This window comes from Paraburkholderia oxyphila NBRC 105797, from assembly GCF_000685075.1.
GTDB lineage: Bacteria > Pseudomonadota > Gammaproteobacteria > Burkholderiales > Burkholderiaceae > Paraburkholderia > Paraburkholderia oxyphila.
In genome coordinates, this window is sequence record NZ_BAYD01000098.1 from 13,003 (window position 1) to 36,874 (window position 23,872).

Genomic DNA, 23,872 nt, shown 5'->3' on the forward strand with positions numbered 1-23,872 from the left:
CGGTATCATCGCGATCCCTGCTCCCAGGCGTTCGTCCGTCAATGAAACACCCGAACTATCCAGCGATCCTCGAAGAGATTCATCGCGACATCGCACCGTGGCGCACGGCCGGCCGCGTCGCCGACTACATCCCCGAACTCGCGAAGGTGCCCGCCGAGCGCTTCGGCATGGCGATCGTCACGCTCGACGGCAGCGTGTACTCGGTCGGCGATGCATACGAGCGCTTTTCCATTCAGTCCATTTCGAAGCTCTTCGCGTGCACGCTGGCCTTCCAGCTGCTTGGCGACGCACTCTGGGAGCGCGTCGGCCGCGAGCCCTCGGGCACCGCGTTCAACTCGCTCGTCCAGCTCGAGACCGAGCGCGGCAAGCCGCGCAATCCGTTCATCAACGCGGGCGCGCTCGTGGTCACCGACGTGCTGTGCCGACGCTTCGTCGGCGCCGAAACGGCGCTCGTGCAATTCGTGCGGCGCCTCACGGGCGTAGCCGAGCTCGACTATGACCTGCGCGTCGCGCAGTCCGAACTCGCGCACGCCGAACGCAACCGCGCCATGGCGCATTTCATTGCGAGCTTCGGCAACCTGGAGATGCCCGCCGATGCCGTGATCGACGCCTACTGCCGCCAGTGCGCGATCGAGATGAACTGCGTGGAGCTCGCCACGGCGGCCCTCTTTCTCGCCAACGGCGGCGTCGCGCCGGTCTCGGGCGAACACGTCCTCGACGCGAGTTCCGCCAAGCGCCTGTCCGCGCTGATGCTGACCTGCGGCACCTATGACGCCGCGGGCGACTTCGTCTATCGCGTGGGGCTGCCGGCGAAAAGCGGCGTGGGTGGCGGCATTGTTGCCGTGCTGCCGGGGGAGATGGCGGTGTGCGTGTGGTCGCCGGGGCTCGACGCCAACGGTAACTCACTGGCTGGGGTCAAATCGCTGGAATGGTTGACCACACGGACAGGGCAATCGATTTTTTGAGCGCCGCGTGTGGTCCATGCCGCTGCTGGCGTCTTCTCTCGTAGTGAGGCTAGCCCCACCAGCCTCAATTCGAGCCGATCAGGATCTCAGCGGGTATCCGCAGTCCTTCATGCAAGCGGCGAATCATTGCGAGACTCAGTTCGCGCCGGCCCGCCAATATTTCATACACCCGGTTTGGCTTTCCAATGTACGGCTCCATATCTGGCACGGTCAGCCCAGCCTGCTCCATTCTGAACTTGATGGCTTCAACCGGCGTGGGTGCGGCCAGCGGAAAATGCTCCGCTTCGTAGTGCTCAATCAGTAGCGAAATAATTTCGAGACGGTCGCCGTCTTCCGTACCGGGCTCAGGATCGACGTCGACCAGGGCAGCCACCACAGCGAGTGCGGCCTTGTAATCGTCCTCGGTACGGACGGGAAGGATATTCATTCCATTTACTCCATTTCCACGGTGGCGGCATCGATCCGGTCATACTCAGCATGCGTGCCGACGAATTTCACGTACATCACGCCGACTCGGTAAGCCACTGCGACAATCAGCCGGTAGGTGTTTCCTTTGATATTGAAGACGATCCGGTTCTTGCCAACGAAGCTCGCTGAAGCATACTGATCCTTGATGTCCTGCGGACACTTCCAGTTTGCTTCTGCGGCTTCGGCATACCACGCGAGAAGCGGTTGCGCGGCTTGCGGGTGGCTCGTGATGAACGTCAATAGCGTTTTCTTTGCAACGATTCGCATAGCACCAGAAGCAGAAGATGGATAATCTTAGTCCCAAAACGGGACTAAGTAAAGAGTAGCTGCGTCCAGTCTATTTCTGGCCAAGACTCTCTTACACTTTCGTGCAGCGCAAACCATGACCCAAACCATGCCTTTTGAAATCCGCCCCGAAACCCCCGCCGACATCCCCGCGATTCACGCGCTGACCGCAGCCGCCTTCCTGCACGCGCCGCACACGAGCCACACCGAGCAATACATCGTCGACGCGCTGCGCGCCGCCGGCGAGCTGGCAGTCTCGCTCGTGGCCGTGGACGGAAATACGCTCGTGGGACACATCGCGATGTCACCCGTGGTGCTTTCGGACGGCACCACCGGCTGGTTCGGCCTTGGACCGGTTTCGGTCGCGCCTGAGCGGCAAGGCCAGGGCATCGGCAGCCGGCTCGTCGAGCAAGCGCTCGACGCGTTGCGCGCGCAGCACGCGGCTGGATGCGTGCTGCTCGGCGACCCGCTCTATTACCGGCGCTTTGGCTTCGCGCCCGAGCCCACACTGGTGCTGCCGGACGTTCCCGCCGAGTATTTCCAGGCGCTCGCGCTGCGCGGCCCCGTGCCGTCGGCAACCGTGCGTTACAGCGAGGCGTTCGAGGCGCGCGCTTAGTCTCAACCAGGCGGACCAACACGGCGCATCAAAAGCCGCTTTCGTCCCAGCGCGTGTCCCGCACCTGCACGATGCCGCCCTCCACGCGCACGGCGAACACCGCGACATCCTCATAAGCCGGCGGCGCGCGGACTCGGCCCGTGCGGATGCAAAAGCGCGCGCCGTGCCGCGGGCACACCACTTCATCGCCCTCCACGGTGCCACCGGTCAAGATGCCGCCGTCGTGCGTGCAGATGTCTTCGATCGCGTAGCAGGTGCCATCGAGATTGAACACCGCAACCTGCGCGCCCTCGACATTCACGCTGCGCACAGAGCCCGGCGGGAAATCGGCGTATGGCGCCACGTCCACCCAGTCGGCCATGTCAGAACATCCCCAATTCCAGACGGGCCGCTTCGGACATCCGCGCCCTCGTCCACGGCGGGTCCCACACCAGTTCCACCTTCGCCGCGCTCACGCCCGCCACGTCCATGACGCAGTCCTCCACCGTTGCCGGAAACGACTGCGCAACGGGACAACCGGGCGCGGTCAGTGTCATGCGGATCGTCACGTCCCCGCTTTCGTCGTCGACATCGAGTTCGTAGACGAGCCCCAGATCGTAGATGTTGACCGGTATCTCGGGGTCGTACACCGTGCGCAGCGCGTCGATCACGCGCGCGAGCAGGTCGCCGCCGCTACCCAGCGCGTCGTCGCGTTCGTGCAGGTCATCTGTGTTCATCGTCGTTCGCCTCGCTGCCTGTCGTGCGGTTAATCGTGGCGCTCGCGTCATTCCGTGGAAACCGGTTCGCCTTCGTCGCGCAAGGCCGCGCGCAGCGTGTGCCAGGCGAGCGTCGCGCACTTGATGCGCGCCGGAAACTCGCGCACGCCGGCCAGCACCGCGAGCTTGCCGAGTCCTGCAACGTCTGCGAGCGGCCGGTCGGCCGGGGCCGTCGCCATCGCGTGAAAGCGCTCGAACAGCGCCTCGACCTCGGCCTCGGTGCGGCCCTTGAGCGCCTCGGTCATCAACGAGGCAGAAGCGGTCGCGATCGCGCAGCCGGCGCCCTCGAAGCCGACGTCCTTGACGATGCCGTCCTCGATGCGCAGATACAGCGTGATGCGGTCTCCGCACAGCGGGTTGTACCCCTCGGCCCGGCGGTTCGCGTCCGCGAGCGCATGACAGTTCCGCGGCCGCCGGTAGTGGTCGAAAATCATTTCCTGGTACAACTCACGAAGATCGCTCATAGCGGGAACAGCTCCTGCACGCGGGCGAGGCCTTCGACGAGCGCATCCACTTCGGCGCGCGTGTTATAGAGCGCGAACGATGCGCGCACCGTGGCCGGCACGCCAAAGCGCGTCATGACCGGCATCGCGCAATGATGACCGGTGCGCACCGCCACGCCGCACTGGTCGAGGATCGTGCCGATATCGTGGGCATGTGCGTGCGCCATCACGAACGATACGATCCCCACCTTCTCCTTCGCCGTGCCGATCATGCTCAAATGCGGCACCGCGCGCAGCGCGTCGCTCGCATAGGCGAGCAGGTCGGCCTCGTGCGCGAGCGCCACTTCCACGCCAATTGCGCTCAGATAGTCGAGCGCCGCCGCCAGCCCCACCGCGCCCGCGATGTTCGGCGTGCCGGCCTCGAAACGCCACGGAATCGCGTTGTACTCCGTCTTTTCGAAGCTCACCGAGCGGATCATGTCGCCGCCCCCTTGCCAGGGCGGCATCGCCTCGAGCAGCTCCGTCTTCGCGTAGAGCGCGCCGATACCGGTTGGCCCGTAGACCTTGTGTCCGGAAAACGCGTAGAAGTCGCAATCGAGGGCGGTCACGTCGACGGGAAGATGCGCAATTGCCTGCGCGCCATCGATCAGCACCGGCACGCCGCGCGCGTGCGCGCGCTCGATCAGCCGCGCAATGGGGTTGATGGTCCCGAGCGCGTTCGACGCATGCGTGATCGAGACGACGCGCGTGCGCGGCCCCAGCATGCGTTCGTACGCGTCGATCTCGAGTGCGCCGGCATCGTCGATCGGCACCACTTTGAGCTGCGCGCCCGTCTGCGCGCAGACCATCTGCCACGGCACGATGTTCGAATGGTGCTCCATCGCGCTGATGAGGATCTCGTCGCCGGGCTGAATGCGGGGCCGGACGTAGCTCTGCGCCACCAGATTGATCGCCTCGGTAGTGCCCCGGACGTACACGATCTCTTCGGCGCGGCCCGCGTGAATGAACCGCGCGATGCGCGCGCGGGCGCCTTCGTAGGCAGCAGTGGCGCGCTGCGAGAGCAGGTGCACGCCGCGATGGACGTTCGCGTTCATCTGCTCGTAGTACGCGCACTCCGCGGCGATCACGGCCGCGGGCTTCTGCGTGGTCGCGCCGTTGTCCAGATACGCGAGCGGCTTGCCGTGCACGCGTTCGCGCAGAATTGGAAAGTCGCGCCGCCAGTGCGCCACCGTGTCCTGATCTGGAATCCTTACCGGTTCGACAGGCTTCATGTGAGTCCCCGCAGATATTCGCCGCCGGGCAGGCGCGCGAGCAGCAGTTGCGTGAGCCGCTTGCGCAGCACGGCGCTCTCCACGCGGTCCACGCTCACGCGCGCGAACGCCCACACCAGCAAGGCCCGCGCCATGCGCTCGTCGAGGCCGCGCGAGCGCAGGTAGAACAGCGGGTTTTCGTCGAGCTGGCCGACCGTCGCGCCGTGCGTGCACTTCACGTCGTCGGCGTGAATCTCCAGTTGCGGCTTGGTGTCGATCTGCGCATCGCGCGAGAGCAGGAGATTGTCGTTGCCCTGATGCGCGTCGGTCTGCTGGGCGTCCGGATGCACGATCACGCGCGCGTCGAACACGCCGTGCGACGCGCCGTCGAGCACGCCGCGGTAGTACTCGCGGCTCGTGCCGCGCGGCTGCTCGTGATCGACGCGCGTATGGTGGTCGACGTGCTGCCTCGCGCCCACCAGATAGAGGCCGTTCAGATCGGCGCGCGCATCGGCCGCGTCGAGCCGCGTCGCGATCTGCGTGCGCGACAGTGCGCTGCCGAACGCGAACGAATGCGACGTGAAGTGGCTCGCCCGCTGTTGCGAGACGTCCACCTGGGCGATGTGAAACGCACTACGTGCTTCCTGCTGAATACGGCAATGGCGAACGTCGGCTTCGCTGTCCGCGACGATCTCGGTCGCGGCGTTGACGAAATAGGCCTCGTCGGCGATCCCCGCGAACTGCTCGACGATCGAACACCGCGCGCCCTGCTCCGCCACCACCACGTTGAACGGATGCATCGCCAGGCCCGCTTCATCGGCGAAAAACAGCACGTGCAGCGGCGCCTCGATCGCGCATCCCGGCGGCAGCACGACCACATAGCCGTCGCTCAGAAACGCGCCGTTCAACGCCGCGAAGCCGTCCTGCTGCTCGCGCCGGGCCATGACTGTGTGGAGCCGCTGGGGAATTTCGCGCATCGCCTGGCGCAGGCTGCCGACGAACGCGCCCTCGGGCAAATCGGCGAGTCGCGAAAGCTTCGGCGCATAACGGCCGTTCACGAACACCAGGCGATTCGCCACGTCATCGGGCACGAGATCGCTCACCAGACTCGCGATACCGCCCAGGTCCGCGTGCGCGGGATGCGCGGGCGCGAAATGCCAGCGCGGCTGCGCGATGGCCGTCACGTTGGTGTACTTCCACGCTTCGAGCTGCGTGCCCGGAAAACCCAGTACCTCGAACCGCTCGAACGCGTGGCGCCGGGCGCTGCGCAGCCACGGCAACTCGACGCCCGGCAGGGTCTTCACCGTCGTGCGAAAAGCGTCGCGGTAGTAGTCGCGCATCGACTCGCTCATTGCTGCTCCTCGCCGGACAGGCGCGCGCCGCCGCTAGTGCGCGGCGCGCGGTCCGGGCCCTTCGTGTGCCTCGTCCTCTTCGCGCGTTTCGGCGCCGAGCCAGCCGTAGCCCTTGCGCTCCAGTTCCAGCGCAAGCTCATGCGTGCCCGAGCGCACGATGCGGCCCTGAGAGAGCACATGGACATGATCCGGCACAACGTAATCGAGCAGGCGCTGATAGTGCGTCACCAGCACGATCGCCCGGTCCGCGCTGCGCATCCGGTTGATGCCGCGCGCGACGACCTGCAGCGCGTCGATATCGAGCCCCGAATCGGTTTCGTCGAGAATGGCCAGGCGCGGCGCCAGCACCGACATCTGCAGCACCTCGTTGCGCTTTTTCTCGCCGCCCGAGAATCCCTCGTTGACGCCGCGCGAGAGCAGGTCCTCGCCTATCTCCATGTCCGCGAGCTTCTGCTTGACGAGCGCGAGGAAGTCCATGGCGTCCAGCTCCGGCTCACCGCGCGCCTTGCGCTGGGCGTTGAGCGCGGCCTTCAGCAAATAGACGTTGCTGACGCCGGGAATCTCCACCGGATACTGAAACGCGAGAAAGACGCCTCTGCGCGCGCGTTCGTCAGGGGCGAGCGCGAGCAGGTCGGCCCCGTCGTAGAGCACGCTGCCGCCCGTCACGACGTACGGTTCGCGCCCGGTCAGCACATGCGCGAGCGTGCTCTTGCCCGAGCCGTTCGGCCCCATGATCGCGTGAACCTCGCCCGCATTCACGCGCAGATCGACGCCGCGCAAGATCGGCTTGCCTTGCACGTCGACACTCAAATTGCGGATATCGAGCATCCTGTTTGCCTCGCTCAGCCCACGCTGCCTGACCGCCACGACCCGACACTACCCGACGCTGCCCTCGAGGCTCACGCCGAGCAGCTTCTGTGCCTCCACGGCGAATTCCATGGGCAATTCCTTGAACACGTCCTTGCAAAAACCGTTGACGATCATCGACACCGCGTCTTCTTCCGAGAGCCCGCGCTGCATGCAATAGAACAACTGGTCTTCACCGATGCGCGAAGTCGAGGCCTCGTGCTCGACCTTCGCGCTCGAATTCTTCACCTCGATATACGGGAACGTGAAAGCGCTGCAGCGCGCGCCGAGCAGCAGCGAATCGCAGCGGCTAAAGTTGCGCGCATCCTGCGCCGAGCGGCCCATTTTCACGAGCCCGCGATAGGCGTTCCGGCCGCGGCCCGCGGAAATGCCCTTCGAGAGAATCGTGCTGCGCGTATTGCGCCCGAGATGAATCATCTTCGTGCCGGTGTCGGCTTGCTGGTAATGGTTCGTGAGCGCCACCGAATAGAACTCGCCGACCGCGTTGTCGCCGCGCAGGATCACACTCGGGTATTTCCACGTGATGGCGGAGCCGGTCTCGACCTGCGTCCACGAAATCCTCGAGTTGGCTTCGCGGCAGTCGCCGCGCTTCGTCACGAAGTTGTAGATGCCGCCGCGCCCCTGCTCGTCACCCGGATACCAGTTCTGCACGGTCGAATAGCGGATCTGCGCGCCTTCGAGCGCGACGAGCTCCACCACGGCCGCGTGCAGCTGGTTCTCGTCGCGCATGGGCGCCGTGCAGCCCTCCAGATAGCTGACGTAGGCGCCCTTGTCGGCCACGATCAGCGTGCGCTCGAACTGCCCGGTGTTGCGCGCGTTGATGCGGAAGTACGTGGACAGCTCCATCGGGCAGCGCACGCCCGGCGGTATGTAACAGAACGACCCGTCGCTAAATACCGCGGAATTCAGCGTGGCGAAGAAGTTGTCGGTGTACGGCACCACCGAGCCGAGATACTGCCGCACGAGGTCCGGATGCTCCTGCACCGCTTCCGAGAACGAACAGAACACGATACCGAGCTCGCCGAGTTGCTTGCGAAACGTCGTGGCGACCGACACGCTGTCGAATACCGCGTCCACGGCCACGCCAGCCAGCATCTCGCGCTCCTGCAGCGGCACGCCGAGTTTCTCGTAGGTGCGCAGCAGTTCCGGATCGACTTCGTCCAGACTTTTTGGCCTGCCCTCCTGCGCATGCGGCGCCGAGTAGTACGCGATGCCCTGCCAGTCGATCGGCGGATGCTCGACCGTGGCCCAATGCGGCTCGCGCATCGTGAGCCAGTGCCGGTAGGCGGCCAGCCGCCATTCGAGCATGAATTCCGGCTCGTGCTTCTTGGCCGAAATCAGTCGGACCACGTCTTCGGACAGCCCGCGCGGCAAGGTGTCGGACTGCACGTCGGAAACGAATCCATGCTGGTATTTGCGCCGAACCCATTCGTCCATGCCGGCCGCATTCGTGCTCATCTGGACCTCCGCTTTCTGCGGCGGCGCCGAAACACTCGACACCGCCCGAGCGCGAAAACCGCTCACGAAGCCGCGCGGCGCTGTCGACCGGCGGCATCGATATTATTACGGTCTCCTTTTCACTCTCACTAACTATTGTAGAACCGCCCCCAAAACCCTGACGGACCCAGGGTCTCCGGGCACGCGTCGCGGCAGGCGATAAAGCGCATCGCCCCCGGCCAGGCGCCGGGATGCCAATCATGGCCAGCCGAGCGTCCAATGCGATCGGAACGACAGGCGCGCCACAATCCGGAAACGAGCTTCGGCACACATGAACTACCCCCGAATCCCGAGCGAGCCTCCAAAATTCTCTTTGACAAACACTCTTAAGATATATATCTTAAGACATGTTTTAAGACACTCAGAGAAGGAGGCCTCATGCGCCACCATCACGCTTTCAGCCATTTCTGGCGCCACGGCCGTGCCAGCCACGCCGGTTTCGACCCCTTTGACAACGACGATTTCGCCGGCGTCCGCTTCGCCATGCGCCACCCGATGCACGCGCTGCGCCACGCCATGGGCCGCCACCGCGGCGGCGAAGGCCACGGCGATTTCGGCGACCGCTTCGGGGAAGGCTTCGGCCGCGGCTTCGGGGGGAATGGCGACGGCTTCGGCCGCGCCCGCAAGTTCACGTCGGAAGATTTGCAGCTGATGCTGCTCGTGCTGCTCGCTGAGCGCCCGAGCCACGGCTACGAACTCATCAAGGCGCTCGACGCGCGCTCGAACGGCTTCTACAGCCCGAGCCCCGGCATGGTCTATCCCGCGCTCACCTACCTCGAGGAACTCGGCTACGTCAGCGTCTCGCTCGAAGGCAACCGCAAGCGCTACGAACTATCCGACGAAGGCCGTGCGCATCTGGAAGCCAATCGCGAGCGCGCCGACCTGATCCTCGCGAAGCTCACCCATTTCGGCCGCAAGATGGAACTCATGCGCCGCGCGCTCGCGGGCGAAGATCCCGTCGAAGTCACCGGCTGGGTGCGCGAGCTCATCGAAGCGCGCCGCGCGCTCAAGCACGCCTTGCTGGTTCGCACGGACGCCTCGCCCGACGAGCAGCGCCGCATCGCGGCGATCCTCGCGCGCGCCACCCGCGAGATCGAGAGCGGCGAGGAAAGCGGCGGCGCCTGAGCGCAGGCCCGCCAGCCTCCGCGCGCAACTCGTCACGCCTCGTCGATCGAACGCCACCCCATCGCCGAATCGCCCTATCGCCCTATCGCCCTATCGCCCTATCGCCCTATCGCCCTATCGCCCTATCGCCCTATCGCCCTATCGCCCTATCGCCCTATCGCCCTATCGCCCTATCGCCCCATTGGAGCCCCAGATGCATAACCCAAGCCACCTAGAAGTCGTCCGCGTGCGACATCCGCTGAAGTTCCGCCTGCTGCGCGTCGCGCGCGTCGAGGCGCTGTCGCCTGCGCTCGTGCGCGTGACGCTCACGGGCGATCTGAGCGACTTCGTCTCGGCATCGTTCGACGATCACCTGAAGGTATTTTTCCCGGCCCCGGGCGCCGAAAAACCCGTGCTGCCGAGCCTCGGACCCGACGGCATCGTCTTTCCCGAGGGCGTAGAGCGCCCCGCCGCGCGCGATTACACGCCGCGCCGCTTCGACACCGTTGCCAACGAGCTCGACCTCGAATTCGCGCTGCACGAAGCTGGCCCCGCCACGGCGTGGGCGGCGCAGGCCCAGCCCGGCCAGTACCTGGGCGTGGGCGGTCCGCGCGGCTCGATGGTGATCCCCACGGGCTACGACTGGCATCTCCTGATCGGCGACGAAACGGCGCTGCCGGCGATCCAGCGCCGCCTGACCGAGCTGCCCGCCGGCGCGCGCGTCGCGGTGGTCGTGGAAGTGGCGAACCGTGCGGCGCGCATCCCGCTGCCCACCGAAGCCGATCTCTACGCCATCTGGCAATACCGTGAGGAATCCGAATCGGATCAGCCGCTCGTCGATGCCGTGCGCGAAGTCTGGCTGCCGCCCGGCGACGGCCACGTGTGGGCGGCCGGCGAAGCCTCGGCGATCCGCGCCGTGCGCGCGCACCTGTGCAACGAGCGCGGTGTCGACAAGAAGCGCATCCGCGCGTCGGCGTACTGGCGGCGCGGCGCGCAGGCGACACACGAAACAATCGACGACTGAACCAAAACCCTGCGCGCGCTGACCCGCTCCCTTCGCGCGAACGCGCGCGCATCACGAAGGTCCCTCAATGACCCTGGTCCTCAATCCGCTGCGCGAACGCACGTTGCTCTGGCTGCTCGCGCTCACGCAATTCACCGTCATCATGGACTTCATGGTGATGATGCCGCTCGGCCCGCAGATCATGCATGCGTTCACGATCACGCCTGCGCAGTTCGCGATGGCCGTGTCGGCCTATTCGCTGTGCGCGGGCCTCTCGGGCCTGTTCGCGGCGACCTATATCGACCGCTTCGACCGCCGGCGTTTGCTGCAGGCCGCCTATGCGCTGTTCGCGCTATCGAATCTCGCCTGCGCGCTCGCGACCAGCTTTCATCTGCTGTTGTTCGCACGCGCGTTCGCGGGTCTCACGGGCGGCGTGCTCGGCTCGATCGTCATGGCGATCGTCAGCGATGTGATTCCCGTGGCGCGCCGCGGCGCCGCGACAGGCGTGATCATGACGGCGTTCTCGATCGCCGCCATCGCGGGCGTGCCCTCGGGCATCGTGCTCGGGGCGCACTTCGGCTGGAGCGCGCCGTTCTTCCTGCTCGTCGTGCTCTGCGCCATCATCTGGATGGCGGGCGCGCGCGTCGTGCCCTCGCTCACCGAGCACGTGGATCGCGACACGCCGTTGCGCGCGATCGTGCCGCGCCTGTGGCAATTGCTGACGCTGCCGCGCCATATGAAGGCGTTCGCGCTGACCTTCACGATGATGGGCGCGCACATGCTGGTGATTCCGTTCATCTCGCCGATGCTGGTGGCCAATCACGGTGTCGATCCGGAGAAGCTTTCGTGGCTGTATATGGCGGGCGGCGCTGCCACGTTCCTGACCTCGCGCGCAGTGGGACGCCTCGCGGATCGCTACGGCAAGCGGCGCGTGTTTCGCATCATGGCGCTCGTGTCGATCGTGCCGGTGCTGGTCATCACGCATCTGCCCACACTGCCGTTCGTCGCGCTGGTGGCGTTCTTCGCGGTGTTCATGATCGCGCTGTCGAGCCGCATGGTGCCGATGCAGGCGCTGCTCACGACGATTCCCGAGCCCGCGCGCCGCGGCGCTTTCCTGAGCGCCAACAATGCGGTGCAATCGCTGGGTACGGGAATTGGCGCGTGGGTTGGCGGCTTGCTGCTCCAGAATGGCCCGCACGGCACGCTCGTGGGCTTCGGGCAAAACGGCTGGCTCGCGGCTGCGTTCGCGGTTGTCGCGGTGATCTGGGTCGGGCAGGTGCGCGGCGCGGGCGAAGACGATGTCGAGAGCGCGCCGGCATCGGGTGGGGCGGCGGCTAAGGCCTGAGATTTGGGACGAGGTTCTCAGTCGCCCACTATTGCGCAATACAGCACCAAGCCTCTTTCCCAGTTTATTCTAGACGCGCCGGTATTCGCGTTCCGTGTGACCCTGGCAGGCGATTCGAATAGGATTGCTCCGCTCGCCCGGTGCTAGCGTCGTACCGGTAAATGATGTACCGGGCGGGCGATTCGTTCCGCCCGGTGTTCGGTATTAAAACGGCTAGACCTTTAGCATCGAGATAGACGGTCGTCGGCCGGGTTCGCTCCGCGAAATCGACACGCTCCCATCGTTGCGCCCTGGTGTTGTATCGAATCGCGACACCCTTTAGATAGTTCGACGTGAATTCGCCGGATACCACAAGCGCACGTTCTTTCGAACCAACGCAAGCCACCTCTACTTCATCGCCTCGTGATTGATCTTCGTCCCCTGGATACAGGCGCGTCGGTGGGGCACCATCTTTGCTGAGATAGTAAACCGCTGTGCGTTGTATGGAATGGTCGCGAAGCAAGACAAGCGAATGGCGACCGTCGCTTCCAGGCGTGCAACGCGTTACCACTTCCATGCCGATTGCGGATTGAGAAGCCCAGACAAGTCCGAAGCACACGGACAGTATTGAAGTGGCTATTTTCATTTCACCATATCTCTGGCCCCGGCGTTGAAGAGGATCGAAACGAGCACGTCATATTAGCGTTGCCCTGCCGGGCACACCAATCGATAACGCGGCCGTCGCCCCCCCTTATCGATTGGATTCAAATAAATTACTGCGTAGCAGATCGCCGCCGCATCCCCAACTACAAAATTCGAAGCACTACACACTAGCGATTCCTGGGCCGCGGTATTTCGATTAGCTTTCGACGTGGCTCTGGCAAGATATCCATTGGCGTACTCTCGTTGGATTGCCCCTTCCCTGAAATATATTTATATACGAGATATTTTTTTGAGGTTTCAAATCCAAGGTTTGGAATAACAACTTGCATCAGGCTATCATCTGAATATAGCCAGCGCGGCAACGCCTTTTCAGAAAAATATAAACGCTCTATCGCAAGCGTCTTCGGATTTTTCCGGATTGCAACCCCCTTTAAATAAGGTGAGCCATATTCCAATGCAAAAATTAACGTACCATGCACGCAATCGGCTAGTACAACGTGCCCCGCGAACTCGTCGTCAGGCATGTCAAGAAATGCCCGCTCCGTTTTGCCATCGATAGTGACAAACGGTTCGTCCGCTTTGTATCCACGAGACACGATTTCCAGGGTTGCCCGCCCTCCGTCCGCGAGCGGACAAGATTGCACTATGTGAAGCTCGGGACCCTGCTCGCCAAAGACAGGAGGTGTCGTCAAGACGGCCAAGGCAACAATTAGTGCCATAAAGACACTTCTCATTTGAACATATCCCGCAATGGTTGCATCGATTCGGGATCGTCTTTCAATTTTGCGGCGCACGCACTGATCTTCCTGTAATAAATTCCGTTTGCGACGCCTCGATAGCGCTTATAAGCATGTTCGATGGATGAAGAGATGTCGATCCAGTACTGCATGTACTCCGTGCCAAGCTGGATGTTTGTCGCTTCGTCGAACATGCCTGGGGAACCGTGCATCGCGACGCCTTGCGCGAACGCGTCTTCTGTCTGTCGATTGCTTGGCATATGACCAAGTTGTTTATGAACGCGGTACTTATAAACCTGCTTCACCCCATCTTCAGTCATTTGCAATAGACCTTTGGCGCTCCCATTCGGCGGCGTGGCGTGGGCATCGAATCGTGATTCCATGTAAATCTGGCAGATAACCAGATTTTCATCCAGCGTTGAGTGGTTGTTGGCTTTAACCATTGCTCGGATTTCCCGCAACCGCGCCGAATCATCAACCTCCACCGTTACCGCCGTTGTATCGGACTTCGGCGTCAGTTTTGCCTTATGCGTTTTCACTACCTTATGGCGTGTCATAGATATTTGTCCCATTCTGGATTGATGGGGGGAACCTCTTCGAGTATGTGCAACGTTACGGACATCGTCTGATCGCCGGTCACACGCGCGGTGTAACCTTGCGCGTCCGTGTGGCCCGCCAGTTCCTTGCCGTCTTCGGTAACGATCCGATATGGCGTATTCCCTAGCGGTTGTCCTGTGCGCGAATTCGTCACGCGGAAGCGCTGGTCGTAGACGGTGCTATTGCGCGCATTAGAGAGTGGGCTATTTGCTTCAGCTTCAGCCCCTGCCGCACCTTCCATCTCATGCGCGGCAAACTCATGCCAGGCCGTATCCTGAGACGCCAGCATGATCGGCGGCGGATCACACATGCAGATACAGATATCGCCTTCAAGCGCTTGTTGCTTGCCCATCATCGTTGCTGAGCGATGCGGACCCTTCCAGCCTATTACACCCGTCGTATTGCAAACGGGGCACAACACCTTTGCATCGATATAAGTGAGCGGCCGTCCGAGGTGGGTAGAACGCTCCATGCCTTCGATAACGACGCCGCCAACGGTGGATTTATCGCCCAGTCTGAGCAGGTAGCGCCTCATATCGCACCCCACCAGGTTCGCCTTTCTCGCCTTGCCATTTCCATATCTCCAGGGAGTCGCTGAAAGCAGCCGGCCTTGTCGTGCAACCGGCTACGCGCCGGGCCAGGAATTAGCCCGTTCAGGCGATGCTGTCGCCGCTGGAGAAGGTGCGATATCGGACTCGTCCGAATGAGGGCGCGAACGATTCACGGCGCATCGTGGCGCGTCCATGAATTGATATTCGACAATTTATTTACAATGCGGCGATTAATTCTTATACTCGGGCCGCACCGCGAATTTTCAAGCAGTTTCGAAACGAAACGCTTCCAGGCACTCAACCTGGGTCCGGGCCCCCGGCACGGCTATGCGCGCAATGAGGGTCCCGAAGCCGGATGCCCTGGCGGGCAAGCGGAGCGCCTATGCGCCCCGCTTCTGCCTGCGCGCGCGCACGGCTTGCGCGAGCGACTCCAGCACCGGCTGCGTCTGCGCCCAGCTGATGCAGGCATCGGTGATCGACACGCCGCGCGCGAGCGGCACGCCCGGCGTGAGGTCCTGGCGCCCTTCTTCCAGATGGCTCTCGATCATCACGCCCACGATGCGTTCCTCGCCGCCCGCCAGCTGCGCGCCGATATCTTGTGCCACCTCGATCTGGCGCCGATGCTGCTTGCTCGAATTCGCGTGCGAGCAATCGATCATCACGTGCTCGCGCAGCCCGGCCTTCGCGAGCGCCGCGGAGCATGCCGCCACCGATGCCGCATCGTAGTTCGGCCCGCTCTTGCCACCGCGCAGGATCACGTGGCAGTCGTTGTTGCCGCGCGTCTCGAAGATCGCGGCCATGCCCATTTTCGTCATGCCCATGAAGGCATGGCTCGCACGCGCGGCGACGATGGCGTCCGCCGCGATCTGCACGCCGCCGTCGGTGCCGTTCTTGAAGCCGATCGGGCACGACAGCCCCGAAGCCAGTTGCCGATGGCTCTGGCTCTCCGTCGTGCGCGCGCCGATCGCGCCCCACGCCACCAGATCGGCGATGTACTGCGGGCTCAGCAAATCGAGGAATTCGGTGCCCGTGGGCAGGCCAAGCGCGTTGATGTCGAGCAGCAGCTGGCGCGCGGCGCGCAAGCCCTCGTTGATACGGAAGCTCCCGTCGAGTCGCGGGTCGTTGATATAGCCCTTCCAGCCCACGGTCGTGCGCGGCTTCTCGAAGTACACGCGCATGACGACGAGCAGGTCGTCCTTGAGCCGGTCGGCCTCATGCTTGAGCAGTCGCGCGTATTCGATCGCCTGGTCGTGGTCGTGGATCGAGCACGGCCCCACCACCACCACGACGCGGTCGTCGCGATGCGCGAGCACCTCGCCAATTTGCGCTCGGCTCGTTTCCACGAGCGTCTGCGTGGCTTGCGGCACCGGCAGCTCGTCGAGCAGCAGCGCGGGCGAGATCAGCGGACGCACCGCGCCGATGCGCACGTCGTCGATGCGGGTGGAGTCTTCGGTGGCGTCGGCGAAGCCGACTTCCTGGTCGTGCTGCGGATTGTCGATACGGCTCAAGATGCTCTCCTTCGCTTGGGCGCCTCGCCGCGGCTCGAGCGCCGCGCGGGACAAGCCACGATTATCGCATCCGTCGCGCGGCACGCCGGAATCCCGATATGGGTCCTGAAATAGAAAGAGGCGGCACGAAGCCGCCTCCCAGAGTGCAATCGAGCGGGACGAAACGCCGGGCCTTGAACCGAGCCCGGCGCGCCCATCAATTCGCCTGTCCGCCCAGCGGATAGCCCTTGCCGGCGAGGCGCCGCGCAATGCGCACGAGCGCGAGCCACTGCTGGGCGATCAGCCCCTCGCCGTAGTCCACGCCGCGGCCTTGCGGCACGGGCAATTGCTCGCGGATGCCGGTGGGCTCCAGCGCCTTGTTCCACGAGACCGTGCGGAACATCACGTCCCACCAGGGAAACAGCACGCCGAAGTTGCAGCCGTAGCGCGTGCCTTCGTGGCCGTAGCCCACCGCGTGATGGCGGCGGTGGAACGCCGGGCTCACGAGAATGCGCTCGAGCAGCCAGCCGAATTCGAGCCGCGCGTTGACGTGCTGCACGCTCTGCAGGAAGTTGCCCACGGCGACGAGCACGACGAACTGCGAAGGCGGCACGCCGATAAAGAGCGAGATGCCCGCGAAGAACGCGGCCTGGATGATGTCGTCGATGAAATGATTGCGATCGTCACACCAGAGCGACATCTGCTGCTGGCTGTGATGCACCGCGTGCAACTCCCACCAGACGCCGAAGCGATGCTGCCAGCGGTGATACCAGTAGCCCGCGAAATCGAGCACGATCAAATAGATCATGAACGAGACGATTGGCTTGTCGGTCACGCCGGGCCAGAGGCTGTCGACGTCGATATTCGGCACGTCGTAGATCGTCATCAGGCTCTGCCAGTGATTGAACAGCGGCTGGAGCAGGAAGAAGAACGCGATGTTAAGAATCCCGAGCTTGGCGATCCACGTGTACCAGACGTCGGCGCGCAGCGCCTTGCGGTCGCGCCACGGCTCCGCCGGGCGCAGCGCCTCGAGCGGACGCAGCAGCAAATACGACGCGCAAATCTGCAGCGCGCCCACGATCACCCAGTAGAGCGCGTCGTAGGTGTCTTCGTCGTAGCCCATCAGGCCGACCTTGTAGAAGATCGGCTGCACCACGTCCACGTAGACGAGCGTCTGCAACCAGGAAACGAGGTTGTCGGCTTGCGTCAGCAACGTATCGAGCATGAATTCTCCAGGGCGTCAGTCAGGATTGGGCGCATACACCGGCGCGCTGTTGGCGAAGTAAATGCCGTGCGGCGAGCGGCCCACGGCGATCGTGTCGATCAGCTTGCGCGTCGTAAGGTCGATGATGCCCACGTGCTTGGCGAAGCGGAACGTGACCCACAGATAGCGTTTGTCGGCGGAAAGTTCCATGTCGTCGGGGCCGGGGCGCAGGCCCGTGATGTCGGCGACCTTGGTGAGCGTGGTGTAGTCGAGAATGCTGATGGTGCTTTCCACGCGGTTCGTGACGGCCACGTGCTTGCCGTCGTCGAGATTGCGGAAGTTGTGCGCGCCGCGGCCCGTCTGGATCCGCTTCACGACCGTGCGGCTATGCAGGTCCACCACGGCCACGTCGTCCTCGCCCGTCATGCCGATCAGCAGGTACTTGTCGCCGGGCGTCATCCACAGGCCCGCTGGCGTGTTGCCCACGTGCAGCTTCCACGCCACGGTCTGCGTGGGCAGGTCGATCGCGGCCACTTCGCCGGTGTCCTGCAGCGTCACGTACGCGGTCTTGCTGTCCGAGGAGAAGTTGATGTGGCTCGGCGTCTTCGCGAGCGGGATGCGCTTCACGAGCGTGACGTCATGACCGTTGTAGCTGTAGATGTCCACGCGATCGAGACGCAGGCCCGCCGTGACGAACCACTTATGGTCGGGCGAGAAGCCAAGCTGGTACGGGTCTTCGATGCCCTCCACGCGGCGCTGCACCTTGCCCGTGTGCGGGTCGAGGAACATCAGGTCGTTCGAGACCGAATCGGCCACGATGAGCGACTGGCCATCGGGCGTGATCATCAGGTGATGCGGCTCCTTGCCGGTGGGCTCGGTGCCGACCACGGTGCGGCTCGCCTCGTCGATCAGCGAGAGTTGCGCCTCGCCGGAATCGAGCACGATGACTTTGTCGTTTGCGCCGACGTTGCCGCCGGCGTGAGCCAGTGCGCTAAACGCAAGCGAGCCAAGGAACACCGCCGCTGCTACGCGGTTCCTGGTAGGGGTAAGGATCGGGAAATGTGGCATTTCGTAAGGAAGTAAAGCGCTGCAGTCCGGTGACTGCAATCGCAGAAAGCACGCTCGGAGCCGGTTTGTGCTGAGATAGATGCTGGCGCGCCGCAAAACGGCCGAAAGCCAGACGAAATCTCGCTCGAATTCGCACAAACCAGCGGGCAGCGAACCCGGCGCGCGGGACATCTGATTAACGCGCGAGGATCATTTTCCGATGACGCGCAACTGGCCTGCAACTGCCCTTTTTAAGCGTTTTTCACGGGCCGTGCGCTGCTTTGGCCCCTGAATCGCGGCTTGAACCTCGACGAGGCGTTCATGCACCACCGGACCCGCGAAGACAGCTTGCATGACCCGCCGGGCGGACTCTCCGAGCGCACGGCGCGCAAGGTGCGCGAGGCGCTCGAAGGACGCCGGCGCGGCGCCGCGCTGCTGCTGCCGCTCGCGGGGCCCGCGGTGATCGTCTCCGTGGCCTACATGGACCCGGGCAACTTCGCGACCAACATCCAGGCGGGCGCGCGCTACGGCTATACGCTGCTCTGGGTCGTGCTGCTCGCGAATCTCGTCGCCATGCTGTTCCAGGCGCTCTCCGCGAAGCTCGGCATCGTGACCGGCTGCAATCTCGCAGAGCTGTGCCGCGCGAACCTGCCCGCCCCGCTCGTCTGGCTCATGTGGGTCGTGAGCGAGATCGCCGCGATGGCCACCGACCTCGCCGAATTCCTCGGCGGCGCGATCGGGCTGGCGCTGCTCCTGCATCTGCCGCTGCTCGCGGGCATGGGCGTCACCGCGCTGGTCACTTACGCGCTGCTGTTCTTCGAGCGCGCGGGCTTTCGGCCGCTCGAGCTCGTGATCGGCGCGCTCGTGTGCCTGATCGGCCTGTGCTATCTGCTGGAGCTTTTCATCACGCCCGTCGACTGGCGTGGCGTGCTCGGGCACCTGGCCACCCCGCGCCTGCCCGACGCGCAGGCCGTGACGATCGCCGTGGGCATCGTCGGGGCGACGGTCATGCCGCATGCGCTCTTTCTGCACTCCGGGCTCACCCAGGCACGCGTGCAGCCGCGCGACGACCACGAGCGCAAACGCCTGCTGCGCTTCTCGAACATCGAGGTCGCGATCGCGCTGTCGTTCGCCGGGCTCATCAACATGGCGATGGTGATCATGGCCGCGGCGGCCTTCCACCTGGGCCACGCCGACGTTGCCGAGATCGGCACCGCCTGGCACACGCTTGCGCCCCTCTTCGGCATGGCAGCGGCCAGCATTTTTCTCGTTTCGCTGATTGCCTCGGGCCTGTCGAGCTCGGTGGTGGGCACGCTTGCGGGCCAGATGATCATGCAGGGCTTCGTGGGCTTCCAGATTCCGCTCTGGCTACGCCGCGTCGTGACCATGGCGCCGAGCTTCGCGGTGGTGGGCCTCGGCGTGAACGCCACCGAGGCGCTCGTGGTGAGCCAGGTGGTGCTCAGTTTCGCGCTGCCGTTTCCGATGGCCGCGCTCGTCTGGTTCACGAGCCGGCGCGATGTCATGGGGGCCTACCGCAGCAGCGCGGCGCTCGCGTGGCTCGCGGTGCTGGGCGCGGTGGCCGTGCTCGCGCTCAATGCGCTGCTGCTGTTGCAGACGTTCGGTGTGAGCGTGCCCGGTCTCGGGTGAAGCGGTGCTTTCGATGCCTCACGCAAGACGTCCGCTCGAAGCCTTCGGCGCGAAACGTGCAACACGCAACGCCCGATTCGATCGATTCGCGCAATTCGCGAGGCATGCGTGCTCGAACCGTTCACCGACCGCGCGGTCAGGGTGCAAATACCCGCGTTATGCGTGCAAACTCGCACGAAACGATGCAACATTAGCTTTTTTCACCGCGCCCGCAGCCAAGCCGGGTGCAATCTTTGCAACGTTGCGCCACAACCGAACGACCCTGCCATGACGAATCAGCCTGTCCAAGCCGCGCCCGAACTGCCCGTCGACATGATCATCTTCGGCGGAGGAGGCGACCTGGCCGCGCGCAAACTGCTCCCCGCACTTTACATGGCGCATCTGCACGGCAACCTGCCGCCCGAGACGCGCATCATCGCCGTGGGCCGCAAGAACTGGACCATCGACGACTACCGCGCGTTCATGGACGAGCAGTCGCGTCCGTTCATCGACGCCAAGGCCTTCGACGCTCAAGCGTGGGACCGCTATCTGGGCCTGTTCCAGTACGTGATCATCGACGTGAATGCGCCTGGCGATTACGAACGCCTCGCCGAGGCCTCGCGCAAGCATGCGCTGCGCGTGTTCTATCTCTCGACCTCGCCCGAGCTCTTCACGACGATCTGCGACAACCTCTCGTCGGCGCATCTGCTCGACAAGCACTCGCGTGTCGTGCTCGAAAAACCGCTCGGCCACGATCTCGCTTCGGCCAAGGAGATCAACGCTTCGGTGGGCCGGCATTTCGCGGAGTCGCAGATCTACCGGATCGACCACTATCTCGGCAAGGAGACGGTGCAGAACCTGATGGTGCTGCGCTTCGGCAATCCGATCTTCGGGCCGCTGTGGCAGGCGCCGTATATCCGCAGCGTGCAGATCACGGTGGCGGAGACGGTGGGCGTGGGCAGCCGCGCGGGCTTCTACGACCACACCGGCGCGCTGCGCGACATGGTGCAGAACCACCTGCTGCAACTGCTGTGCATCGTGGCGATGGAGCCACCCGTCTCGCTCGACCCGGACGCCGTGCGCGACGAAAAGCTCAAGGTGCTGCGCTCGCTGCGGCCGATGTCGGTGGCCGACATCGCGCGCGACACCGTGCGTGGCCAGTACGCGGCGGGCGCCGTGGACGGCCAGCCGGTGAAGGGCTACCTCGAAGAAGACAACGTGCCGGCGAACAGCAAGGCGGAAACCTTCGTGGCGCTGCGCGCGCACATCAACAACTGGCGCTGGGCTAACGTGCCGTTCTTCCTGCGCACGGGCAAGCGCATGCAGAAGCGCCAGTCGGAGATCGTGATCGAATTCGCGGACCTGCCCTTCTCGATCTTCCCGAGCGGGCCGCGCAACTATGGCAACCGTCTCGTGATCCAGCTTCAGCCCGAAGAGTCGATCCAGTTGCAGATGCTCGCGAAGGAGCCCGGCAGCGGCATGAACATGCTGCCGGTGAGCCTGAATCTCGATCTGCAGCAGGCCATTCCGGAACGCCGCGCGGAAGCCTACGAGCGCCTGCTCGTCGACGTGATCCGCGGGCGCCTCACGCACTTCATGCGCCGCGACGAACTGGAAGCGGCCTGGAGCTGGGTGGAGCCGATTCTCGAAGGCTGGAAGGAGCTCAACGACCGCCCACGCGTTTATACGGCGGGCACCTTCGGACCGGCTGCTTCTTCGGCGCTGCTCGCGCGCGAGGGCATGTCGTGGGCCGAGGAGGCTTGATGCAGCTCGAGGCGGCCTGATGCCGTCTTGCGCTGGCGCCTGATGATGCGCGCCGCGCCTGCTGCGCGGCGCGCGTAATGTGTACCGTTACGAACGGCCTCCGCGCGGTTGTGATGCGCCGCGGCTTCGGGAACGCTAGCGCCGCTTGCCGCCGTCGTGGGCTTGCGCACCCTCGGCGCTCGCCCGGTCGGGGCGGAACAGATCGAGCCCCGCGAAAACGACCACGCCGCTCAGCGCCATCATCGGCACCGAATGCCGGCCCAGATAGAGAATCGCGGCAGCGAGCCACGTCGAAGCAAAAAAGGCAGCCATGCGCCACATGATGAAACTCCAAAAACCCTGATGCGCGAAGCGACGGCGCGTCTGCCCCGCGTGCTACCCGCGTGTGTATCCCGCCGCAACCGCGGCTCTGCACCCGCTCACACCCGCAACAGGCGCTAGCCTAGCGTCGCGCGCACCGTGCGCAGCCGGCTCACGGTATCCACGAACGCCTCGCCGCCCAGCGAGCGCTTGATGCGGCCCGTGACCTGCGCGCTCGCGTGATTGAGCGGCTCGCGTATCGCCGTGGCTTGCGGCGTGGGCACGATCGCCACCTCGCGCTGGTCGCCGACGGTACGCTGACGCGCCACATAGCCGCGCGCCTCGAGCCCGTCGAGCACGCGCGTGGCCGTGGGCCGCGCGATGGAAAGCAGATCCGCCAGCTCGCGCTGCAGCGAACCGGGGCGCTCGAGCACCGCGCGCAGCATGAAACCTTGCGGCGGCGTGAGACCAAAAGGCTCGAACGCCTCGGACCACTCGCGTTCGAGCCGGCGTGCGAGCGCCGACGTGTTGAAGTAAAGACACTGATCGAACATGGTCACAGGATACCCCGTTGTCGTTAGCCATGCAACCAACTCGACACGATAAGGCCCTGATTCAAGCGCTTTTCGAAACCTCTCTATACGACCTTCATGTTCGGCTGCCGCGCTCCCTCGTCAGGTTATTTATCGGTAGTGCGAATTTTTTACTCCCCGGCCAAGCAAGCCAGATGGTCGCCCCTTCGAAAAACAAACGAGCGTACGAATTTTTCGCGTATCCGTTATGATGTGAGCGAATCGCCATCGCCTCACCGCTCCACACCACTCCAACGGAGACATCGATGCAGATGCGTTGTTATTGCGTGACCCACCACGGCCAGCCGCTCGAACTCGTCCAGCGCGAAACGCCGCAACCGAGGGGCACCGAAGTGCTCGTGCGCGTGAAGGCTGCGGGACTTTGCCATTCGGACCTGCACATCTGGGAGGGCTACTACGACCTGGGCGGCGGCAAGAAGCTCTCGCTCGCCGACCGCGGCATCAAGCTGCCGCTCACGCTGAGCCATGAGATCTGCGGAGAAGTAGTCGCGGCGGGCCCCGAGGCCGGCGACGTGAAGGCTGGCACGATGGCGGTCGTGCATCCGTGGATCGGCTGCGGGCAGTGCGCGGCGTGCCTGCGCGGCGAGGAAAACATCTGCACGAAGCCGCAATCGCTCGGTGTGATGCGCGATGGCGGCTTCGCCGACTATGTGATCGTGCCGCATCCGCTCTATCTGGTCGAGCTCGGCGGCCTCGACCCCGTGAAGGCCGCGCCGCTCGCGTGCGCGGGCGTCACCACGTTTTCGGCGATCAAGAAGTTCGGCGCGCGCATCCATGAAGATCCGGTCGTGATCATCGGCGCGGGCGGCCTTGGCATGATGGCCATCGAGGTGCTCAAGGCGCTCGGCGCGAAAGGCGCCATCGTGGTGGACGTGGACGCCGCCAAGCGCGAGGCCGCGCTAAAGGAAGGCGCGGTCGCTGCCATCGATGCGCGCGCGCCCGATGCCGTCGAGCAGGTCGTCAAGGCCACGGGCGGCGGCGCCCGCGCCGTGCTCGATCTCGTGGGCGCGACGCCCACTGTGAAGCTCGCGATCGATGCGTGCGCGCGCGGCGGGCATGTGGTGGTGGTTGGATTGATGGGCGGGGATATCACGCTCTCGTTGCCGATTATTCCCATGCGGCCGCTCAGGATTGAAGGTAGCTATGTGGGGACGCTGCCGGAGTTGCGTGAGCTTGTTGCGCTGATGCGTGAGGGTAAGATGCAGCCCTCGCCGGTGTTGAGCCGGCCGCTCGGTGAGGTCAATGAGGCGCTTGAGGCGCTGGCGCATGGTAAGGTTGTCGGGCGGCAAGTTATGGTGCCTTAAGAGAGGGCGCTAGTTCTCGCGCGATTTCCTTTCGCGGTTCCTTGTTTTGCATACGGTATGCAAGCGTTGC

The 23,872-nt window shown here is 64.3% G+C and carries 25 protein-coding genes; 8 read left to right on the forward strand and 17 right to left on the reverse strand.

Annotated elements, in window-relative coordinates; translation table 11 throughout:
• The first annotated feature begins 41 nt into the window (after positions 1–41).
• Complete coding sequence (locus tag BO1_RS37955) at positions 42–965, forward strand: glutaminase (RefSeq protein ID WP_028222036.1); 924 nt, start codon at positions 42–44, stop codon at positions 963–965.
• A 64-nt stretch (positions 966–1,029) separates the two neighbouring features.
• Here the strand turns inward: BO1_RS37955 and BO1_RS37960 are convergent, their stop codons facing one another.
• Both BO1_RS37960 and BO1_RS37965 read right to left on the reverse strand, forming a co-directional pair.
• Positions 1,030–1,392, reverse strand: coding sequence for a helix-turn-helix domain-containing protein (locus BO1_RS37960; protein ID WP_028222037.1), 363 nt, complete (start codon positions 1,390–1,392; stop codon positions 1,030–1,032).
• Positions 1,393–1,397: 5 nt separating this feature from the next.
• Entirely contained in the window at positions 1,398–1,700 is a 303-nt protein-coding gene (locus BO1_RS37965) for a type II toxin-antitoxin system HigB family toxin (protein WP_028222038.1), read from the reverse strand.
• 127 nt (positions 1,701–1,827) lie between these two features.
• Between BO1_RS37965 and BO1_RS37970 the strand changes: the two genes are divergently transcribed.
• On the forward strand, positions 1,828–2,334 hold the full coding sequence (locus BO1_RS37970; RefSeq protein ID WP_028222039.1) for a GNAT family N-acetyltransferase: 507 nt from the start codon (positions 1,828–1,830) through the stop codon (positions 2,332–2,334).
• Positions 2,335–2,362: 28 nt separating this feature from the next.
• Here the strand turns inward: BO1_RS37970 and BO1_RS37975 are convergent, their stop codons facing one another.
• From BO1_RS37975 to sufB, 7 genes are read right to left on the reverse strand one after another with little or no spacing between them, the layout of a single operon-like run.
• Positions 2,363–2,695, reverse strand: coding sequence for a Rieske (2Fe-2S) protein (locus BO1_RS37975; RefSeq protein ID WP_028222040.1), 333 nt, complete (start codon positions 2,693–2,695; stop codon positions 2,363–2,365).
• Between the two features lies 1 nt (position 2,696).
• Entirely contained in the window at positions 2,697–3,050 is a 354-nt protein-coding gene (locus BO1_RS37980; protein WP_028222041.1) for an SUF system Fe-S cluster assembly protein, read from the reverse strand.
• Positions 3,051–3,097: 47 nt separating this feature from the next.
• Positions 3,098–3,553, reverse strand: a complete 456-nt coding sequence (gene sufU / locus BO1_RS37985) for a Fe-S cluster assembly sulfur transfer protein SufU (RefSeq protein ID WP_028222042.1) — start codon at positions 3,551–3,553, stop codon at positions 3,098–3,100.
• Positions 3,550–4,803 carry a cysteine desulfurase gene (locus BO1_RS37990; protein WP_028222043.1) on the reverse strand — a complete coding sequence of 418 codons (1,254 nt, stop codon included), beginning with the start codon at positions 4,801–4,803 and terminating at the stop codon, positions 3,550–3,552. The genes sufU and BO1_RS37990 overlap by 4 nt, the downstream gene beginning before the upstream one ends.
• Positions 4,800–6,134 (reverse strand): Fe-S cluster assembly protein SufD, encoded by a 1,335-nt coding sequence (gene sufD, locus BO1_RS37995; RefSeq protein WP_028222044.1) that lies wholly within the window; start codon positions 6,132–6,134, stop codon positions 4,800–4,802. Before sufD ends, BO1_RS37990 begins: the two co-directional genes overlap by 4 nt.
• 33 nt (positions 6,135–6,167) lie before the next feature.
• Positions 6,168–6,962 carry a Fe-S cluster assembly ATPase SufC gene (gene sufC, locus BO1_RS38000; RefSeq protein ID WP_028222045.1) on the reverse strand — a complete coding sequence of 265 codons (795 nt, stop codon included), beginning with the start codon at positions 6,960–6,962 and terminating at the stop codon, positions 6,168–6,170.
• Positions 6,963–7,010: 48 nt separating this feature from the next.
• Positions 7,011–8,459 (reverse strand): Fe-S cluster assembly protein SufB, encoded by a 1,449-nt coding sequence (sufB, locus tag BO1_RS38005; protein WP_028222046.1) that lies wholly within the window; start codon positions 8,457–8,459, stop codon positions 7,011–7,013.
• 417 nt (positions 8,460–8,876) lie between these two features.
• Here sufB and BO1_RS38010 point away from each other — a divergent pair, with 417 nt between their 5' ends.
• The 3 genes from BO1_RS38010 (at position 8,877) to BO1_RS38020 (ending at position 11,950) form a co-directional block, all read left to right on the forward strand.
• Complete coding sequence (locus tag BO1_RS38010) at positions 8,877–9,623, forward strand: PadR family transcriptional regulator (protein WP_028222047.1); 747 nt, start codon at positions 8,877–8,879, stop codon at positions 9,621–9,623.
• Positions 9,624–9,816: 193 nt separating this feature from the next.
• Positions 9,817–10,626 (forward strand): siderophore-interacting protein, encoded by an 810-nt coding sequence (locus tag BO1_RS38015; protein ID WP_028222048.1) that lies wholly within the window; start codon positions 9,817–9,819, stop codon positions 10,624–10,626.
• A gap of 67 nt (positions 10,627–10,693) precedes the next feature.
• Entirely contained in the window at positions 10,694–11,950 is a 1,257-nt protein-coding gene (locus tag BO1_RS38020; protein WP_028222049.1) for an MFS transporter, read from the forward strand.
• An 809-nt stretch (positions 11,951–12,759) separates the two neighbouring features.
• On the opposite strand, the gene BO1_RS58360 is transcribed toward BO1_RS38020, so the two are convergent.
• From BO1_RS58360 to BO1_RS38045, 6 genes are all read right to left on the reverse strand, one after another.
• Entirely contained in the window at positions 12,760–13,386 is a 627-nt protein-coding gene (locus BO1_RS58360; protein ID WP_245644004.1) for a hypothetical protein, read from the reverse strand.
• Entirely contained in the window at positions 13,323–13,886 is a 564-nt protein-coding gene (locus tag BO1_RS54470) for a lysozyme family protein (RefSeq protein ID WP_084688552.1), read from the reverse strand. The genes BO1_RS58360 and BO1_RS54470 overlap by 64 nt, the downstream gene beginning before the upstream one ends.
• Positions 13,883–14,461 (reverse strand): PAAR domain-containing protein, encoded by a 579-nt coding sequence (locus BO1_RS54475; protein ID WP_043288303.1) that lies wholly within the window; start codon positions 14,459–14,461, stop codon positions 13,883–13,885. Before BO1_RS54475 ends, BO1_RS54470 begins: the two co-directional genes overlap by 4 nt.
• A 396-nt stretch (positions 14,462–14,857) precedes the next feature.
• Complete coding sequence (locus BO1_RS38035; protein ID WP_028222050.1) at positions 14,858–15,985, reverse strand: 3-deoxy-7-phosphoheptulonate synthase; 1,128 nt, start codon at positions 15,983–15,985, stop codon at positions 14,858–14,860.
• A 196-nt stretch (positions 15,986–16,181) separates the two neighbouring features.
• Positions 16,182–17,189, reverse strand: coding sequence for a sterol desaturase family protein (locus BO1_RS38040; protein WP_028222051.1), 1,008 nt, complete (start codon positions 17,187–17,189; stop codon positions 16,182–16,184).
• Between the two features lie 15 nt (positions 17,190–17,204).
• Positions 17,205–18,236 (reverse strand): YncE family protein, encoded by a 1,032-nt coding sequence (locus BO1_RS38045; RefSeq protein ID WP_084688554.1) that lies wholly within the window; start codon positions 18,234–18,236, stop codon positions 17,205–17,207.
• Between the two features lie 300 nt (positions 18,237–18,536).
• Between BO1_RS38045 and BO1_RS38050 the strand changes: the two genes are divergently transcribed.
• On the forward strand, positions 18,537–19,862 hold the full coding sequence (locus BO1_RS38050; RefSeq protein ID WP_043288313.1) for an Nramp family divalent metal transporter: 1,326 nt from the start codon (positions 18,537–18,539) through the stop codon (positions 19,860–19,862).
• Between the two features lie 267 nt (positions 19,863–20,129).
• Positions 20,130–21,605: a glucose-6-phosphate dehydrogenase gene (gene zwf, locus BO1_RS38055; protein WP_028222054.1), complete on the forward strand. Its 1,476-nt coding sequence runs from the start codon at positions 20,130–20,132 to the stop codon at positions 21,603–21,605.
• Positions 21,606–21,740: 135 nt separating this feature from the next.
• Here zwf and BO1_RS54480 read toward each other — a convergent pair whose 3' ends face one another.
• Positions 21,741–21,926 carry a membrane protein gene (locus BO1_RS54480; protein ID WP_043288306.1) on the reverse strand — a complete coding sequence of 62 codons (186 nt, stop codon included), beginning with the start codon at positions 21,924–21,926 and terminating at the stop codon, positions 21,741–21,743.
• 116 nt (positions 21,927–22,042) lie between these two features.
• Positions 22,043–22,459, reverse strand: a complete 417-nt coding sequence (locus BO1_RS38065; protein WP_028222055.1) for a MarR family winged helix-turn-helix transcriptional regulator — start codon at positions 22,457–22,459, stop codon at positions 22,043–22,045.
• A 290-nt stretch (positions 22,460–22,749) separates the two neighbouring features.
• On the opposite strand from BO1_RS38065, the gene BO1_RS38070 reads away from it, so the two are divergent.
• The gene (locus tag BO1_RS38070) at positions 22,750–23,802 is read left to right on the forward strand and encodes an alcohol dehydrogenase (protein WP_028222056.1); all 1,053 of its coding nucleotides are present in this window, start codon (positions 22,750–22,752) and stop codon (positions 23,800–23,802) included.
• Positions 23,803–23,872 lie beyond the last annotated feature (70 nt).

Excerpts from the sequence above, each read along its gene's own strand:
- BO1_RS37955 (WP_028222036.1), top strand. The coding sequence starts at position 42 with ATGAAACACCCGAACTATCCAGCGATCCTCGAAGAGATTCATCGCGAC.
- BO1_RS37960 (WP_028222037.1), bottom strand. The coding sequence starts at position 1,392 with ATGAATATCCTTCCCGTCCGTACCGAGGACGATTACAAGGCCGCACTC.
- BO1_RS37965 (WP_028222038.1), bottom strand. The coding sequence starts at position 1,700 with ATGCGAATCGTTGCAAAGAAAACGCTATTGACGTTCATCACGAGCCAC.
- BO1_RS37970 (WP_028222039.1), top strand. The coding sequence starts at position 1,828 with ATGCCTTTTGAAATCCGCCCCGAAACCCCCGCCGACATCCCCGCGATT.
- BO1_RS37975 (WP_028222040.1), bottom strand. The coding sequence starts at position 2,695 with ATGGCCGACTGGGTGGACGTGGCGCCATACGCCGATTTCCCGCCGGGC.
- BO1_RS37980 (WP_028222041.1), bottom strand. The coding sequence starts at position 3,050 with ATGAACACAGATGACCTGCACGAACGCGACGACGCGCTGGGTAGCGGC.
- sufU (WP_028222042.1), bottom strand. The coding sequence starts at position 3,553 with ATGAGCGATCTTCGTGAGTTGTACCAGGAAATGATTTTCGACCACTAC.
- BO1_RS37990 (WP_028222043.1), bottom strand. The coding sequence starts at position 4,803 with ATGAAGCCTGTCGAACCGGTAAGGATTCCAGATCAGGACACGGTGGCG.
- sufD (WP_028222044.1), bottom strand. The coding sequence starts at position 6,134 with ATGAGCGAGTCGATGCGCGACTACTACCGCGACGCTTTTCGCACGACG.
- sufC (WP_028222045.1), bottom strand. The coding sequence starts at position 6,962 with ATGCTCGATATCCGCAATTTGAGTGTCGACGTGCAAGGCAAGCCGATC.
- sufB (WP_028222046.1), bottom strand. The coding sequence starts at position 8,459 with ATGAGCACGAATGCGGCCGGCATGGACGAATGGGTTCGGCGCAAATAC.
- BO1_RS38010 (WP_028222047.1), top strand. The coding sequence starts at position 8,877 with ATGCGCCACCATCACGCTTTCAGCCATTTCTGGCGCCACGGCCGTGCC.
- BO1_RS38015 (WP_028222048.1), top strand. The coding sequence starts at position 9,817 with ATGCATAACCCAAGCCACCTAGAAGTCGTCCGCGTGCGACATCCGCTG.
- BO1_RS38020 (WP_028222049.1), top strand. The coding sequence starts at position 10,694 with ATGACCCTGGTCCTCAATCCGCTGCGCGAACGCACGTTGCTCTGGCTG.
- BO1_RS54470 (WP_084688552.1), bottom strand. The coding sequence starts at position 13,886 with ATGACACGCCATAAGGTAGTGAAAACGCATAAGGCAAAACTGACGCCG.
- BO1_RS54475 (WP_043288303.1), bottom strand. The coding sequence starts at position 14,461 with ATGAGGCGCTACCTGCTCAGACTGGGCGATAAATCCACCGTTGGCGGC.
- BO1_RS38040 (WP_028222051.1), bottom strand. The coding sequence starts at position 17,189 with ATGCTCGATACGTTGCTGACGCAAGCCGACAACCTCGTTTCCTGGTTG.
- BO1_RS38045 (WP_084688554.1), bottom strand. The coding sequence starts at position 18,236 with ATGCCACATTTCCCGATCCTTACCCCTACCAGGAACCGCGTAGCAGCG.
- BO1_RS38050 (WP_043288313.1), top strand. The coding sequence starts at position 18,537 with ATGCACCACCGGACCCGCGAAGACAGCTTGCATGACCCGCCGGGCGGA.
- zwf (WP_028222054.1), top strand. The coding sequence starts at position 20,130 with ATGACGAATCAGCCTGTCCAAGCCGCGCCCGAACTGCCCGTCGACATG.
- BO1_RS54480 (WP_043288306.1), bottom strand. The coding sequence starts at position 21,926 with ATGTGGCGCATGGCTGCCTTTTTTGCTTCGACGTGGCTCGCTGCCGCG.
- BO1_RS38065 (WP_028222055.1), bottom strand. The coding sequence starts at position 22,459 with ATGTTCGATCAGTGTCTTTACTTCAACACGTCGGCGCTCGCACGCCGG.
- BO1_RS38070 (WP_028222056.1), top strand. The coding sequence starts at position 22,750 with ATGCGTTGTTATTGCGTGACCCACCACGGCCAGCCGCTCGAACTCGTC.